Source organism: Exilispira thermophila, from assembly GCF_055389015.1.
The window spans coordinates 272,799-287,002 of sequence record NZ_AP042476.1 but is presented as its reverse complement, the minus strand read 5'-3'; the positions used below and the strand labels follow the sequence as shown (position 1 = coordinate 287,002).

10 protein-coding genes and 1 pseudogene are annotated in these 14,204 nt (G+C 21.3%); 7 read left to right on the top strand and 4 right to left on the bottom strand.

What is annotated here, in order from left to right; all coding sequences use genetic code 11:
• Nucleotides 1-62: 62 nt before the first annotated feature.
• The 3 genes from rho to ACZ5EC_RS01160 form a co-directional block, all read right to left on the bottom strand.
• Entirely contained in the window at nucleotides 63-1,883 is a 1,821-nt protein-coding gene (gene rho, locus ACZ5EC_RS01170; RefSeq protein ID WP_464303137.1) for a transcription termination factor Rho, read from the bottom strand.
• 330 nt (nucleotides 1,884-2,213) lie between these two features.
• Nucleotides 2,214-3,506 (bottom strand): PEGA domain-containing protein, encoded by a 1,293-nt coding sequence (locus ACZ5EC_RS01165; protein ID WP_464304145.1) that lies wholly within the window; start codon nucleotides 3,504-3,506, stop codon nucleotides 2,214-2,216.
• 5 nt (nucleotides 3,507-3,511) lie between these two features.
• Nucleotides 3,512-9,022 (bottom strand): HEAT repeat domain-containing protein, encoded by a 5,511-nt coding sequence (locus ACZ5EC_RS01160; protein WP_464303136.1) that lies wholly within the window; start codon nucleotides 9,020-9,022, stop codon nucleotides 3,512-3,514.
• A gap of 272 nt (nucleotides 9,023-9,294) precedes the next feature.
• On the opposite strand from ACZ5EC_RS01160, the gene tdh reads away from it, so the two are divergent.
• The 7 genes from tdh (at nucleotide 9,295) to ACZ5EC_RS01125 (ending at nucleotide 13,358) form a co-directional block, all read left to right on the top strand.
• Nucleotides 9,295-10,344 carry an L-threonine 3-dehydrogenase gene (tdh, locus tag ACZ5EC_RS01155; protein WP_464303135.1) on the top strand — a complete coding sequence of 350 codons (1,050 nt, stop codon included), beginning with the start codon at nucleotides 9,295-9,297 and terminating at the stop codon, nucleotides 10,342-10,344.
• A 129-nt stretch (nucleotides 10,345-10,473) separates the two neighbouring features.
• Nucleotides 10,474-11,022, top strand: a complete 549-nt coding sequence (infC, locus tag ACZ5EC_RS01150; RefSeq protein WP_464303134.1) for a translation initiation factor IF-3 — start codon at nucleotides 10,474-10,476, stop codon at nucleotides 11,020-11,022.
• Nucleotides 11,023-11,303: 281 nt separating this feature from the next.
• Nucleotides 11,304-11,504: a 50S ribosomal protein L35 gene (rpmI, locus tag ACZ5EC_RS01145; protein ID WP_464303133.1), complete on the top strand. Its 201-nt coding sequence runs from the start codon at nucleotides 11,304-11,306 to the stop codon at nucleotides 11,502-11,504.
• 54 nt (nucleotides 11,505-11,558) lie between these two features.
• Entirely contained in the window at nucleotides 11,559-11,903 is a 345-nt protein-coding gene (gene rplT, locus ACZ5EC_RS01140; RefSeq protein ID WP_464303132.1) for a 50S ribosomal protein L20, read from the top strand.
• A gap of 181 nt (nucleotides 11,904-12,084) precedes the next feature.
• Entirely contained in the window at nucleotides 12,085-12,276 is a 192-nt protein-coding gene (locus ACZ5EC_RS01135) for a hypothetical protein (RefSeq protein WP_464303131.1), read from the top strand.
• Nucleotides 12,269-12,574 carry a cell division protein ZapA gene (gene zapA, locus ACZ5EC_RS01130; protein ID WP_464303130.1) on the top strand — a complete coding sequence of 102 codons (306 nt, stop codon included), beginning with the start codon at nucleotides 12,269-12,271 and terminating at the stop codon, nucleotides 12,572-12,574. Before ACZ5EC_RS01135 ends, zapA begins: the two co-directional genes overlap by 8 nt.
• Nucleotides 12,567-13,358: a hypothetical protein gene (locus ACZ5EC_RS01125; protein ID WP_464303129.1), complete on the top strand. Its 792-nt coding sequence runs from the start codon at nucleotides 12,567-12,569 to the stop codon at nucleotides 13,356-13,358. The genes zapA and ACZ5EC_RS01125 overlap by 8 nt, the downstream gene beginning before the upstream one ends.
• A 404-nt stretch (nucleotides 13,359-13,762) precedes the next feature.
• Here the strand turns inward: ACZ5EC_RS01125 and ACZ5EC_RS01120 are convergent.
• Nucleotides 13,763-14,197, bottom strand: a pseudogene (locus ACZ5EC_RS01120) (S16 family serine protease); the annotation flags it as partial.
• Nucleotides 14,198-14,204 lie beyond the last annotated feature (7 nt).

Here is a 14,204-nt window from a genome sequence, read left to right as displayed (position 1 = left end):
AAATAATTCTTAATTTCAAGAAATAAAAACATAATTTTATTTATTTTCAAGAATTTTATTATTTATTTATCCTGTAAATGTTGAGCATTTAAAAATTCATCATTGTTTTTAGTTTTTTTCATCCTTTCAAGAACTTTTGTAATGGCATCTATTTCACCCATATCAGATAAAACACTTCTTATGGCCCAGATTTTATCTTTCACTTCAGGTTTTAATAATAACTCTTCTTTTCTTGTTGAAGATTTAACAAGATCAATTGCAGGAAAGATTCTTCTTTCAGCAAGTTCTCTTGATAAATTAACTTCCATATTACCAGTACCTTTGAATTCTTCAAAAATAACTTCATCCATTTTTGATCCGGTTTCAACTAAAGCTGTTGCAATAATAGTTAAAGAACCACCATCTCTGATATTTCTTGCAGCTCCAAAAAACTTTTTTGGTCCATATAAAGCATTAGCATCAACCCCACCTGATAGTACTTTACCAGAAGTTTGAACAGTTAAATTGTATGCTCTTGCAAGCCTTGTAATTGAATCAAGCAAAATAATAACATTTTCCCTATGCTCCACCAACCTTTTTGCTTTTTCAATAACTAATTCTGCAATTTTTACATGTCTTGTAGGTTGTTCATCAAATGTTGAAGCAATTACTTCTGCATTTGGTACATTTTCTTTCATATCAGTAACTTCTTCAGGACGTTCATCAATTAAAAGAATAATTACATGAGCTTCTGGATGATTTTTATTAATAGCATTAGCGATTTCTTGAAGAATCATAGTTTTACCAGCTTTTGGTGGTGCAACTATTAAAGCTCTTTGTCCTTTACCAATTGGAGCAAAAAGATCTAAAATACGGGTTGCATATTTATCAGGTCTATATTCCAGTTTTAATTTTTCATTTGGATAAATTGGAATCAAATTCTCAAAAGAAACTCTTCTTTTACATTCCTCTGGTCTTCTTCCATTAACTTTGTCAACCTTAATAAGAGCAAAATAATTTTCTTTACCTATTGGTGATCTAATAAAACCAGATACAGTATCACCCTTTTTCATTCCAAAAAGAGAAATTTGTGAACCTGAAACATAAATATCTTCAGAAGATGCAAAATAATTATAAGAAGGATATCGTAAAAAACCAAATGATTTATTCTTTTCTTTATCACTAATAGTATCCAGAACACCATCAGCATAAATAGTACCACCAAGATCGGTGTGGAGTTTTAAAATTTTAAAAATTAAATCCTGTTTGTTCATTTTAAAATCAGCTTCAAGCCCCATTTCATTTGCCATATCAACTAATTGGGGATAGCTAAGTTTTAAAATCTCTTCCAGTTCAAATCTATCTTTCAAAAGTTTATATTTAGGAACATGTTTTTCTGAATCCTCAAATGAACCAATTTCATTAGCACTTTCAAAATTATATATATTAGTATTAGTTTCATTTTTATTATTTTCTTCAGAATTACCATTTTCAGAATTTTTACCCTTGCTTTCTTTATTATTTATCTTAACTTCGTTATTTACTTTATCAGTTTCATCATTTTTTATTTTATTTTTATTACTTAATGCTTCACCAGGTTTTTCATTCTCTTTTGATTCTTTTATATTTTTTTCAACTTTAGTTTTTTTAACTTTCTTTTTTTTAGAATTCTCATTCTGGTCATTTTCTGAATTTTTTAAAATTTCCTCTTTTAAATCCTCTATATTTGTTTGAGCGTTAGATTTTTCATCATTTTTTTTAGAATTGGATGAATCTGTATCATCATTACCTGAGTTTTTTTTCCTCATTAATATTTTTCTACCTTTTTTTACTTTTTTTTCTTTTACCTCAGAAATTTCAGAGGTACCTTCACTATTTTTTTCTTCATTTAAAGTATCAGCCATAAGTTCTCCTGAATATTTTTATTGGTTATTTTGTTATTTTATTGTTTTTGTTAATTTATTGTTTTATTGTCTTATTGTTTTATTATTTTTACAATTTATAATAAGATTTTTATTACGATATAAAACGAAAATTCAATTAAATAAATTTATATAAAAATAAATGAATTTGATTTATATTTAATTGAATATAATTTCTTTAGAAATTAAAGTTTATAAGAGCTCCCTTTTATGACAAATAATATTAATTAAATTTTTGATTAAAAAAAGAAACTTTCCATGTTTGCAACTACTACCTAAATAGATTAATTTTATCTCTAAATTTGTCAAGTATTAATTGTTATTTTTATTATAAAGTTCTAAAGCTTTTTTCTTATATGGGTTTTCTGTTGAAATTAATATCTTTAATATAGTTAAAGCTTTTTCCTTCCTGTTATTATCCAATAAATAATTTGAATAATAAAAAAATATTTCGTATTTATATGATGAATTAGAATACTTTATTTGAAAACTGTTATAATAATAGTTCAAATTGTCTATATTTTCTTTTGTATTTTTTCCATTTTTTATTAAAAAATAATAATTTAAAAACTTGTATCTGGCTACAATATCCTCTGATACAATCAATTTATCTACAAAAAGAATATTATTTAAAAAATACAAACTCTTTTGATAAATACCATTTTCGTAATATATTCTAGCAGCAGTAAGTAATGTTATATCATACCATTCATATACTGGATATTCATAAATCAACTTTTCATAATATTGCAATGCTAATTTAAAATTATTTTTTTTCTCGTAAATATAACCTATATAATAAAGAACAGACGGATAAAATTTAGAATTTTTAAATTTTTCCATAATGCTTTTAAATATTTTTAATGAATTATCAAAATCTCCTTTGTTTAAAAGGTTTAATCCATTATAAAACAATACCTGATCCTCATTTAGAACTGGATCTTTATCAATGCTATATGAATATTTTGCTATTTTGCTATCCATAAAAAAACTATAGATAGAAACCCCTGCACTAATTATTCCAGTAGTTAAAAAAGTATATTTTAATCCATCATAAAAACCCTGTGTATAAAGATCTCCTCCACCAAATATTTCAAAATAGGTATATAAACCACCACTAATAATTGATGATGCTAGAGTTATCCATTTTAAACTTGAAAAAATATTATCTGGTTCTATTTTAATACTTTCTTTTTTTATTGATATTTTATACACTCCTGGACTCATATCTTCAACAATAAAAGGTGATTTTATATTTTCCCCTTTCCATTCTATGGAGAAATTGTTATTTACAAGGAACGAAAATGTAGCGGGAATTAGTGCAAATGTAAAATTATAAGTTTTATCATTGCTTAAAGTAAATTTTCCCTTATATGTTTGATACCCTTCTTTTTCAATTCTTATTAAATAAGAGCCATTATTTAAATTTACCATAACTACAGGTGACTTACCAATATAAACATTGTTGATATAAACATCTGCTTTATATGGAAAAGTTGATAAAAAAACATTATTAGATGCAAAAAGATCTAATGAAAACCATATATATAAAAAAAATAGAAAACCAGTTAAAAATAAAATTTTATATTTGTATTTAGAACCCATTTTTTTCAATTTTTTAAATTTTTATATTTTTCTATATACTTTTTCCATTTTTTACCAGAATAATATCTATAAAGATATTTTTCCAATCCCTTAATTTTTTCATTTATTATTTTATCGAACATTTTTTGAGATAACCAATCATTATCTTTTATATAAGGTAATAAATATTTACCAATTAATTCAGGAGCTTTGTATTTTTTAAGGAAATAGCTTAGATATTTCAACCTTATAAAATTTATAGGTAATTCTTCAATGTTATAGTTTAATTTTAAATTTTCCCAATCGCTTCTATAATAAATTTTAAACCTGGATTGTAGTTTATCATCAAATATAACTTTAATAAACTTATAAAACTCAAAATCTCCTTTTTCCATTATTTTTATTACAAGTTCTGGGTTATAAAATACTGAATTTTGTAATAAAAATAAAACAAAATTATTAAACTCTATTTTAGTTTTAAGAAAATGGTAATTTAATTTTTTATAATTTTTTAAAACAAAATAGGTTGATTCAATTTTTTCACTATTGTCAAAATCATTGAAATTCATTATTATTGAATTATAAAAATAAGATTTATATTTATATATAATATTTGAATAAATTTTTAATAATTTAAAACTGCTTTTTGCATAAATTATATCTTTTCCCAATAGATTCAAAAATGCTATTTTCTCTTCTATTTTGTTTAAAATTAATAATGTTTTATCTAAAGTATTTTTTTTAGAAACTACAAGGTATCTTAAAACATAGAGATTTTTTCTTTTAATTAAATAAGCTAATTGGTTTTTATTAAACTCAGAATAATCTAAAAAAGTAGATTTATTTAAACCTATTATTTCATTATATTTTAATAAATCAGGTTCTATTAGATAAAGAGTTTTAAAAATCAATTTATTAGAAATATAACTTTTAGACTTACCCAAACTAGAATAATAATAATTATCTTTAAATGTTTTTAAATAAGTAAAATATTTATAAGGATCAATATTATCAAAAATCGGATTGATAATATTATTCAATAATTCTAAGTTGTTTTTAATAATTTCAATATTTTTAATATTGTTATTTATCCATATATCTTGCTCTTCAAATAGATTAATAAAATAAATATTTAAAAATTTATATAATAATTTCTTATCTATATTAAGGTCATCAAATTTTATATTTTTTAAATTAAATAAAATATAAATTGAATTTAGTTTATCTTTAAACTTATCATTATTTGAATTATTTAAATAAGTTTTTACTAAATAGAAAATATACTCTACAAAATATTTTGATAATAAATTATTATTATTTATTTTATTAATTACTTCCATTTGAATTACAGGATCATCTATATTAAGATATAATTCACTTAAAGATAATAGTAACTTATTATTATCTAAAGAAGAATCTAAATTTTTAATAAAAGATTTTTTTTCAATTAAGCTTATAATATAATCAATAAAAATTTTTGATATTATATCATTTTTAAGTTTTATTATTTCTTTTGCTATGGTAAATTCATTACCATTAAAATTAAAAGAATTTATCAATAGCTTGATTGATGTGATTTTATCTTCAAATAATTTATTATCCTCTTTAGAATTGCTATTAAAACTATTTTTTGAAATTGATTTAGATGAATTATTATTATTGTTATTATCATTATTTTCACTGTTATTGTTGTTATTATTATTGAAATTTGAATCAAAATTTTTAACATTTTTTACTATTGATTGAGAGGATACATTTATAAAATCTTTTAGTAATTCTATTAAAAACTCATCTTGAATTTTATAATTTGTTAAATTACCAGCCTTTAAAATCCACATAAATGCATCAGGATATACTTTATATAAATAATAAAGTAAACTATTTGAAATTTGATTATTGTTTATAAGACTTATAATTCTATATGAAGAAATATTTTTAATATCTTTTTCAAGTAATAATTTTGCAGCATTTATATTGTTTATCTTCAATAAAAAATTTAACGAAAGAGAATTAATATTATTTTTACTAACATCATTTTTTATTAAATAAATATTAAAAAATCTATTAATTTCATCAGGATATGAATTTAAAACATTTAAAATGATATCTTCAATATATTTATAAACATTTTTATCTTTTTCAGATACATATAAAAGTATAATATTTTCAAAAGATTGTTTATCAATATATGTTAAATAATTATCAAATATATATATTTTCTTTGCAGAACTAAGTTTATTATAATGTTTTATTAAATCTTTAAACAAAATAAACTTATCATATTTTGATAATTTAACATTTTTCTTAAATAGAAAAATATAATTTGGATTAAGTGAGATTAGTATTTTAAAATCTTCTTCATTTAAATCATAATTTCTTAATAAAATTAATAAATTTAAAACCAGTTTATAGTTATTTACATTTAATAATTTAAAAATATATTTCTTATTAAAAATCTTATATATCAAAGGATCTGATATAACTATGCTATTAATATTTTCATACTTTTTATTTTTATATAAATAATCTAAAAACCAATTTATTTCTGAATAATTTATTAAATCTAAATTTTTTAATACAATTTTAGAGCTTAATTTAACTTTTTTATAATCAGTATTTAAGAAACCCCATATTATATATTTAGATAAAGTATAATCAAGCTTTACACTTTCATAAACATAATTAAATAATTCATCATCTTTTGCTAAAGATAATATAGGTATCAATAATTTTTTGTCAGAAACATTAAAATATAAGTTAGATAAAAAATCTTTGTTTTTATCAATATAAGGATTAAGAAATAATATTAAATTCTTATCTTTAAAACTAATTTTTTTCTGGACAATACCATTAACTAAAATTTCAAAAAAATCCTTAACTTCTGTTTTTAATCTGTTTAATACATAATTTTTTAACTCATTATTAGATTTGTTATAAAATTGATAAAAATAATCTAAAATATTTTCTTTATCTAAATTTTTTAAATAAAATTCAATATTATTTTTTAAAGGATGTAAACTTAATAAAAACAGAGCTTTTTCTTTTAATGTTTCATTAGGTCCATTAACAAATATCTTTAAATAATCATAACATCTATTTATCCATACCTTTTCAAATGTTTTAAATATATAAATTTGTGCAGAAACATTATTTGTATTCTTTTCACCCCAATTCATTAAATCATTTAAAACATCTAAAGCTGCTATTTTAGATAACGCTTCAATTGATTTTATCTGGACACTAATACTTTTGTTATTTAATAATTCACTTAAAATAGGAATGGATTGAGCACTTTTTAAATCTCCCAATTTATTAATAACCAATACCAGAGTTTTTATATCATTTTTATTAACTAAAGCATGTATGAAACTAAAATATATTGGTAAAGCTTTTGTTTTATACGAATATAAAAAATCAATTAACCATTGTTTTTTATCATAATCTTCTTTAATAATATAATAGGTAAAGATATTGTTGATAACATTATAGTAATCATCATTAAAGTGTCTGTCTAAAACAATTTTAAATTCACTAAAATAGTTTGAAATATCAATATGAGTAGAAATATAGTAAAGAGAATTAAGATAGTTTAAAGATTCAAAATCTGCTAAAATAAAAAGTTTATTAATATATTCATCAACTTCATATTTTAAAAGGGTGTTAGCAACATTTAAAGAGATTTTTTTATCTCTGGATAAAAGTTTTATTAAATTATATATATATAATTGATCAGGATCTTTATCAATTATTTTTAAATCAAATTCAACAACTTCATCATTAAAAGTAAGATAATAATCTAAAATCTTTTTGAATTTAAAAAAATCTGAAATTTCAATAATTTTTTTAATATACGATAAATCATTACTATTAGAAATGTATGATAAAAAATTTGAAAGAAGATTCAAGTCAAAATCTTTATTTTCTAAAATAGCATTTCGAATACTATAAATTGAATTAATTATTTCAATATTAGGAGAGATGTTTTTAATATATAAACAGATATTTAAAATTTCAAAATTATGATTTAAGTTATTAGTAATTTTTTCTATTTCTTTTTTCTTACCTCTTAATTTTTTTAATTTTTCTATTTCATTTTTACTTTTAATAATATTTTTAGAAATATTTTTAAAAATCAAAGTTATATAATCATTCTGTTTCCATTTTACTAACAATGAATAAGCTTTATAAGTTAAATCATAATTAACTTCAAAAAATATATATTTAAATATAACATCATTTAAATAAGAAGGGATATAGTATAATGAAAAATAATCTAAAACATGGCTTTTTAATGTTTCTGAATCAGAATTTAAAAATTTAATAGCTTTTTTAAGAAAAAGAGTCTCATATATTTTCTTATCAACAATTTGCTCAATAAAATGCAAATTGTAAGTCAAATTATCTTTATTACTTAGATAAAGCACTATATAATTTTTTATATCATTTTTAAATATATCATTTTTTTCGTTTAATAAAAAATTAATATAAGTATCAATTACTTCTATTCCATCTTGATCCATCAAATAGGCCAATATCTTTTTTTTAATAAAATCAGGTTCTTTAAAATAAAAGGTTGAAAAAATTTTTATAACATTAACATTTTTTATTTTCTTTAAAATATTGTATAAGTCATTTCTAAATTGCAGGTCTCCATTTTCTAAATACCCATAAAAAATATTAAAATCAATTTCAGAAATTTTATAATATCTAAACAATGCTTTAATACTTTCAAGTTTAACATCATTAAATTGAGATGATAAATAATTATTTAAAGTTTGTTTTAATAATTGAGAATCAAAAATTGATAAAATAGAGATTAAATTTGCTAAAGTATCAGGTCTTTTTACAACAGGCAATAGATTTTCAACAAATTTTAAATTTTTTTCTTTTTCTTTTTTAAATAGTTTATTATTGTTATAAATACTGGAAATATATTTTTTATAGTAATCTACTATTATATTTATAAGTTCATTATTATTAGAAAATTTAAGAATATATTGTGAAAGACCATTAATTTTTTCAAGATAAGGTATAAAATTCTCTACCCCCTTTTTATAGTCTTCAGTACCTTCAATAGATGAGAAGATAAGATATATACTATTTAAAAAGTTATAATTTTCTGGTGATAAAAACTTCACTATTTTATTATAATAAATAATAAAATTTTCACTTTCATTAAGGAAAAAACATGTAAATGTTAAATTTTTATAATATTTTACTATTTGTTCTTTATTTAAATCTTTATCTTTTAATTTATTTAACAAATTTTCTTTTAGGTTTATAAAATAATCTTTAGCTTTATCTGTAAGTATTATATATTTATAAATACTATAATTATCAGGATAATTTTTTATTATTTCTAAAATTAAAGTTTCTTTCTTTTTCTCATTTAGTTTTGAAAACTTTTCTATAGATGGTAAATTTGATTGCCCATAAATTAAAATAGAAAAATTTATTAATATTGAAAAAGCAAAAAACAAAAGAATAATTTTTAGATATGGAAAATATTTCTTCTTATATTTATTACAATTATTCATATTATTAATTTCATATCATATTATTAAATAATTCATTTATTAGTATCGATATTTTTTTATCTTTTAATAAAATAATTAAAATATTTTTTGCAAAAAGCAACTTTTTCTTTTATTTCCATAATTTTCTTATTTTTTTATTTTCTAATTGCAATTTTAGAAAATATTTTTATTTTTAGAAAGATTCAATAGTAAAGTCAATTTTCTTTTTTTTAAAGTTTAAGCTGAAATTAAAAAAATTATCAGCAAAATTATTATTAATTCAGGAGTAAAATATGGAAACTATGAAAGCAATTGTTAAAGAAAAACTAGAACCAGGTGTCACGATTAAAGAAGTACCAATGATTAAAGAAATTGGACCTAAAGAAGTTTTAGTAGAAATTAAAGCTTCTGCAATTTGTGGTACAGATATTCATATTTATGATTGGAATGAATGGTCTCAGCATAATATAACTCCTCCAAGAGTTATTGGACATGAATTTTCAGGTATTGTTGTAGAAACAGGAAAAGAAGTTAAAAGTATTAAGGTTGGAGACCATGTATCTGCTGAAACACATATAGCTTGTGGACATTGTTATATGTGTAAAACTGGTGCAAAACATATCTGTCAAAATTTAAAGATATTAGGGGTTCATGTTGATGGAGCTTTTACAAAATATATTAAAATACCTGAAGAAAATGCATGGTTAAATTCCAAAGATTTACCATTTGAGTTAGGAGCTATACAGGAACCACTTGGAAATGCTGTATATACTGTTTTGTCTGGAGATATAGTAGGTAAAAATGTATTAATAACAGGTGCAGGTCCTATTGGATTAATGGCTATTAATGTTGCCAAAGCAGCAGGTGCTGCTAAAGTTATTGTTTCTGAGCCAGGAAAATTTAGATCTGATTTTGCTTATAAAATGGGGGCTGATATTGTTGTAAATCCACTTGAACAGGATCTAATAGAAATTGTAATGGAATCAACTTCTGGATTAGGTGCAGATGTTGGACTTGAAATGTCAGGAAATCATGTAGCTATTAATCAACTTTTAAAAGCCATGAAAAAAACAGGTAGAGTTTCATTACTTGGACTTTACAATAATGATGTAACATTAAACCTTAATGATGATGTCATATTTAAAAATCTTGAAATTAAAGGTATTGTTGGAAGATTAATGTTTGAAACCTGGTATCAAATCAAAGCTTTTCTTGATAATAATAAACTTGATGTTGATAAATTAATAACTCATAAATTAGGCTTATCACAATTTGAAAAAGGGATAGAACTTCTTAAAAAAGGAGAAGCAATTAAAGTTGTAATGAATTATGACTTTGATTAATTTAAATTAAACTATTATTTAGTATTTAAAAATTCAATATTTTGATTTTTAACTTTAATATTTTTAACTTTATATTGACTTTTAATATAAATATGTTAATCAATATCAAAATTAATAGACAAGGTGGATATGAGTAGAACGAACAATTATTACAATAAGAAACATTCAGATGAACCCAGAAAAAATAATGAAATAAGGGTTAGAGAAGTTAGATTAATTGGAGCTAATGGAGAACAGGTTGGAATTGTTCCAATTCAAGAAGCTTTAAATCAAGCAAGTTTAGTAGGACTTGATTTAGTAGAAATATCTCCAAATGCTAAACCTCCTGTATGTAAGATAATGGATTACGGCAAGTACAAATTTGAAAAAGAAAAAAAAGCAAAAGAAGCTAAGAAGAAACAAAAACAGATAAAATTGAAAGAAATTAAATTTTCTCCTGTAATTGGGGAACATGATTATATGTTTAAATTAAAAAAAGCTATTGAATTTTTAGAAAATGGTGATAAGGTTCTTTTCAGATTAAGATTTAGAGGTAGGGAGATCCTGCATAGAGATAAAGGATATGAAGTATTTGAAAGATTAAAAAACGATTTACAGGAATATGGAAATGTTGAAAAGCTACCAAAAATGGAAGGTAGATTTTTAACAATGACTTTTTCACCATTAAAGAAAAAATAATTTTTTTTATTATCATTATTTTAAAATATTTTTAATATTTTAAGATTATTAAAAAAAATACAATGATTTGAATTTTTCTATTCTAATAAATTTTTTATATTTAGATTAGAAAAAGATTATTTGATTTATTAGATAAATATTATTAAATAAAAACTATTAACTAAAGATTGTTAAATAAAACTAGTAAATAAGACATTAGATAAATATTATTTTTAAATTGAAATATTTAATTTTATTGTGAATAAAATTTGTTAAATTCAAATAATATGTAAGGGGAATATATGCCAAAATTGAAAACAAAATCTTCAGTAAAAAAAAGATTTAAAATTACTGCAAATGGTAAGTTAAAAAGAAAAAAAGCTTACAAAAGTCATATTTTAACTAAAAAATCAGCAAAAAGAAAAAGAAATCTTAGAAAAATGAAAGTTGTTACAAGCTCTGAAGCAAAAATAATTAAACCAGCTTTACCTTATAACAAATAAGTTTGAAAAAATCTAAAACCAATAAAAATTATTATTCTAAAAGGAGATTTGTAAATGCCAAGAGTTAAAAGTTCAGTTGCATCAAGAAAAGCTAGAAAAAAATTACTTAAAATGACCAAAGGTTACTGGGGTAAACGAAAAAATTTATATAGAGTTGCAAAAACTCAAATTCTTAAAAGTTTATACTATTCATATAGAGATAGAAAACAAAAAAAGAGAAATTTTAGAAAACTCTGGATTGTAAGAATTAATGCTGCATTAAGACCATTCGGATTATCCTATTCAAAATTTATTAACAAATTGAACAAAAACAATATTAAATTAAATAGGCTTGTTCTTTCTAATTTAGCTATTGAAGATCCAGATGCATTTGCATCAATAGTTGAAAAAGTTAAATAAATACTTTTAATTTTTTTAATTTTCTAAAAAATATTATAATTTATATTTAGTAAGTAATTTCTTAATTTTTTTAAATTTGCTGTCCACAAAATGGACAGCTTTTTTATTGCTTTTTTATAAATGTATATTATTATAATTTATATAAAATAGCTTAATTCAAACTATATAAAAAGGATTTACTGTGGATAATAATAAACTTGAAGAAGTTATAGATAGTCTTATCAATAAATATATAAAAGTAAAAAAGGAAAGAGATTTTTATAAATCCCAGTATTTCGAAATGAAAGAAAATGTTGAAAATTTATTAGAAAAACTATCTAAATTAGAACCTTTAATTATTAGAACAAACGATAATAGAGGTGAAAATGGCTAAACTTACATTAGAACTTTTTAATAAAGAATTTGCAATAATTTCTGAAAATAAAAATGAAATAGAACTTAAAAACATTTTAGAAATATTTAAACAAAAAGTGGAAGATATCGAAAAAAATTATAAAATCGATAATCCTTTAAAAATTCTTGTTTATCTATCAATAAACCTATTAGATGAGAATATTAATATAAAAAAACAAAGTATATTAAATAATTTAAAAAACAGTGATAATGAAATAGATGAAAATAATTTTTCTCAATTAATAAATAAAATAAATAGAGTTTTAGAAGATGATTAATACAATAAAAATAAGAGCTTTAAAATTACTCGATAAAATATTTTTAAACCTTGAAAAAGATAAAATTTCATTTGATACTTCACTAAAAAATAAAATTAAAAATAATATTCAAGATTATTCACCAGATAATTTTTTTAAACAATTAGATTCATTATGTAAATTCATTGAAAATATATATGTTCTTCCAGATATAACATATGAAAAAGTTCAAAAGATGCTAGAAACATCATTAGAAAAGGGATATGCTGGAACCCTTGTTCCTCAGGCATTTACAAAATATGCTAAAACCTTACTTAATAAAAAAAAATCAAACCATCCTATAGCAACCTGTATAGATTTCCCATTTGGACACTCATTTTTTGAATCAAAAATTGAACAGGCAAAAATATTATCTTATACTGATATAGATGAAGTTGATATTGTAATGAATATTACTTTATTAAGGGAAAAAAGATACTTTTATGTTTATAATGAATTATATGATATAAATAATATTCTTAAAGATAAATTGACCAAAGTAATTATTGAAAATAGTTTTTTAAATTTTGAACAAAAAATGGAAGCAACAATAATTTCTTACATTGCTAATTATGATTTTGTTTGTAATACTACTAATTATGGACCTCATGGAATTAAACTGGAAGATATAATTTTAATGAAAATGATTTATGGAAATAGGAAGGTAAAAGCATTTGGAAATATCAATACAAGAGAATATGCTTTTGAATTAATAAATCATGGAGCCAGTCGAATTGGTTTGATTAACCCTCAAAAAATATTTTAGTTAATAATAAAATTGAAATTATTGAGATATTTAAAAAATAGAATAAATTCTATCCTGATTAAAATTTTTTTCACTAGTTCAGTTATCTAATCTATTATTACAATCTATTTAACATAAAAACTAAAACAAAGTTTATAACCTATAAGTCTTTGACAACTGACATACACTCGAAAAATTTTAATAATGATAGACATTTAACTTTTAATTATTTAAGTAAATATTATAATTTCATATTTTTTAAATATCTGTTCCTGCCACGAAATCATTGTACATCTATCTTATTTGATAACTACAATCTAGTCAAAAAATTTCAATTATGATATATATATTGTTTCTATTTATTAAATCAACAATAATAATTTCAAATTTTATTATTAACTGCACCTGCCACAAATTTTTTTATACTAATCCCATTTAAATGCTATATCAAAAACTTCTTCGACAAATTTAACTTTATGAAACTTTATTCCTTTCTTTAAATAATCAGGAATTTCTTCTAGATCAACTTCATTTTCATAAGGGATAATAATTTCTTTTATATTTGCTCGTCTTGCCGCTACTATTTTTTCTTTTAATCCACCTATTGGTAAAACAGAGCCTGTTAATGTTAATTCTCCAGTCATTGCAAGAAATGGTTTTATTTTTTTATTTAAAACAAGGGATAACAATGAGGTTGCCATAGTGATACCAGCAGATGGCCCATCTTTTGGAGTAGCACCTTCAGGTACATGCAAATGTATTTGATTTTTATTAAAAATCTCAGGATCCCCACCATATTTATTACAAACTGATTTTACATAAGAATATGCAATATTTGCAGATTCTTTCATTACATCTCCTATAAAA

Coding starts and splice junctions, on each gene's coding strand:
- rho (WP_464303137.1), bottom strand. CDS start 1,883: ATGGCTGATACTTTAAATGAAGAAAAAAATAGTGAAGGTACCTCTGAA.
- ACZ5EC_RS01165 (WP_464304145.1), bottom strand. CDS start 3,506: ATGGGTTCTAAATACAAATATAAAATTTTATTTTTAACTGGTTTTCTA.
- ACZ5EC_RS01160 (WP_464303136.1), bottom strand. CDS start 9,022: ATGAATAATTGTAATAAATATAAGAAGAAATATTTTCCATATCTAAAA.
- tdh (WP_464303135.1), top strand. CDS start 9,295: ATGGAAACTATGAAAGCAATTGTTAAAGAAAAACTAGAACCAGGTGTC.
- infC (WP_464303134.1), top strand. CDS start 10,474: ATGAGTAGAACGAACAATTATTACAATAAGAAACATTCAGATGAACCC.
- rpmI (WP_464303133.1), top strand. CDS start 11,304: ATGCCAAAATTGAAAACAAAATCTTCAGTAAAAAAAAGATTTAAAATT.
- rplT (WP_464303132.1), top strand. CDS start 11,559: ATGCCAAGAGTTAAAAGTTCAGTTGCATCAAGAAAAGCTAGAAAAAAA.
- zapA (WP_464303130.1), top strand. CDS start 12,269: ATGGCTAAACTTACATTAGAACTTTTTAATAAAGAATTTGCAATAATT.
- ACZ5EC_RS01125 (WP_464303129.1), top strand. CDS start 12,567: ATGATTAATACAATAAAAATAAGAGCTTTAAAATTACTCGATAAAATA.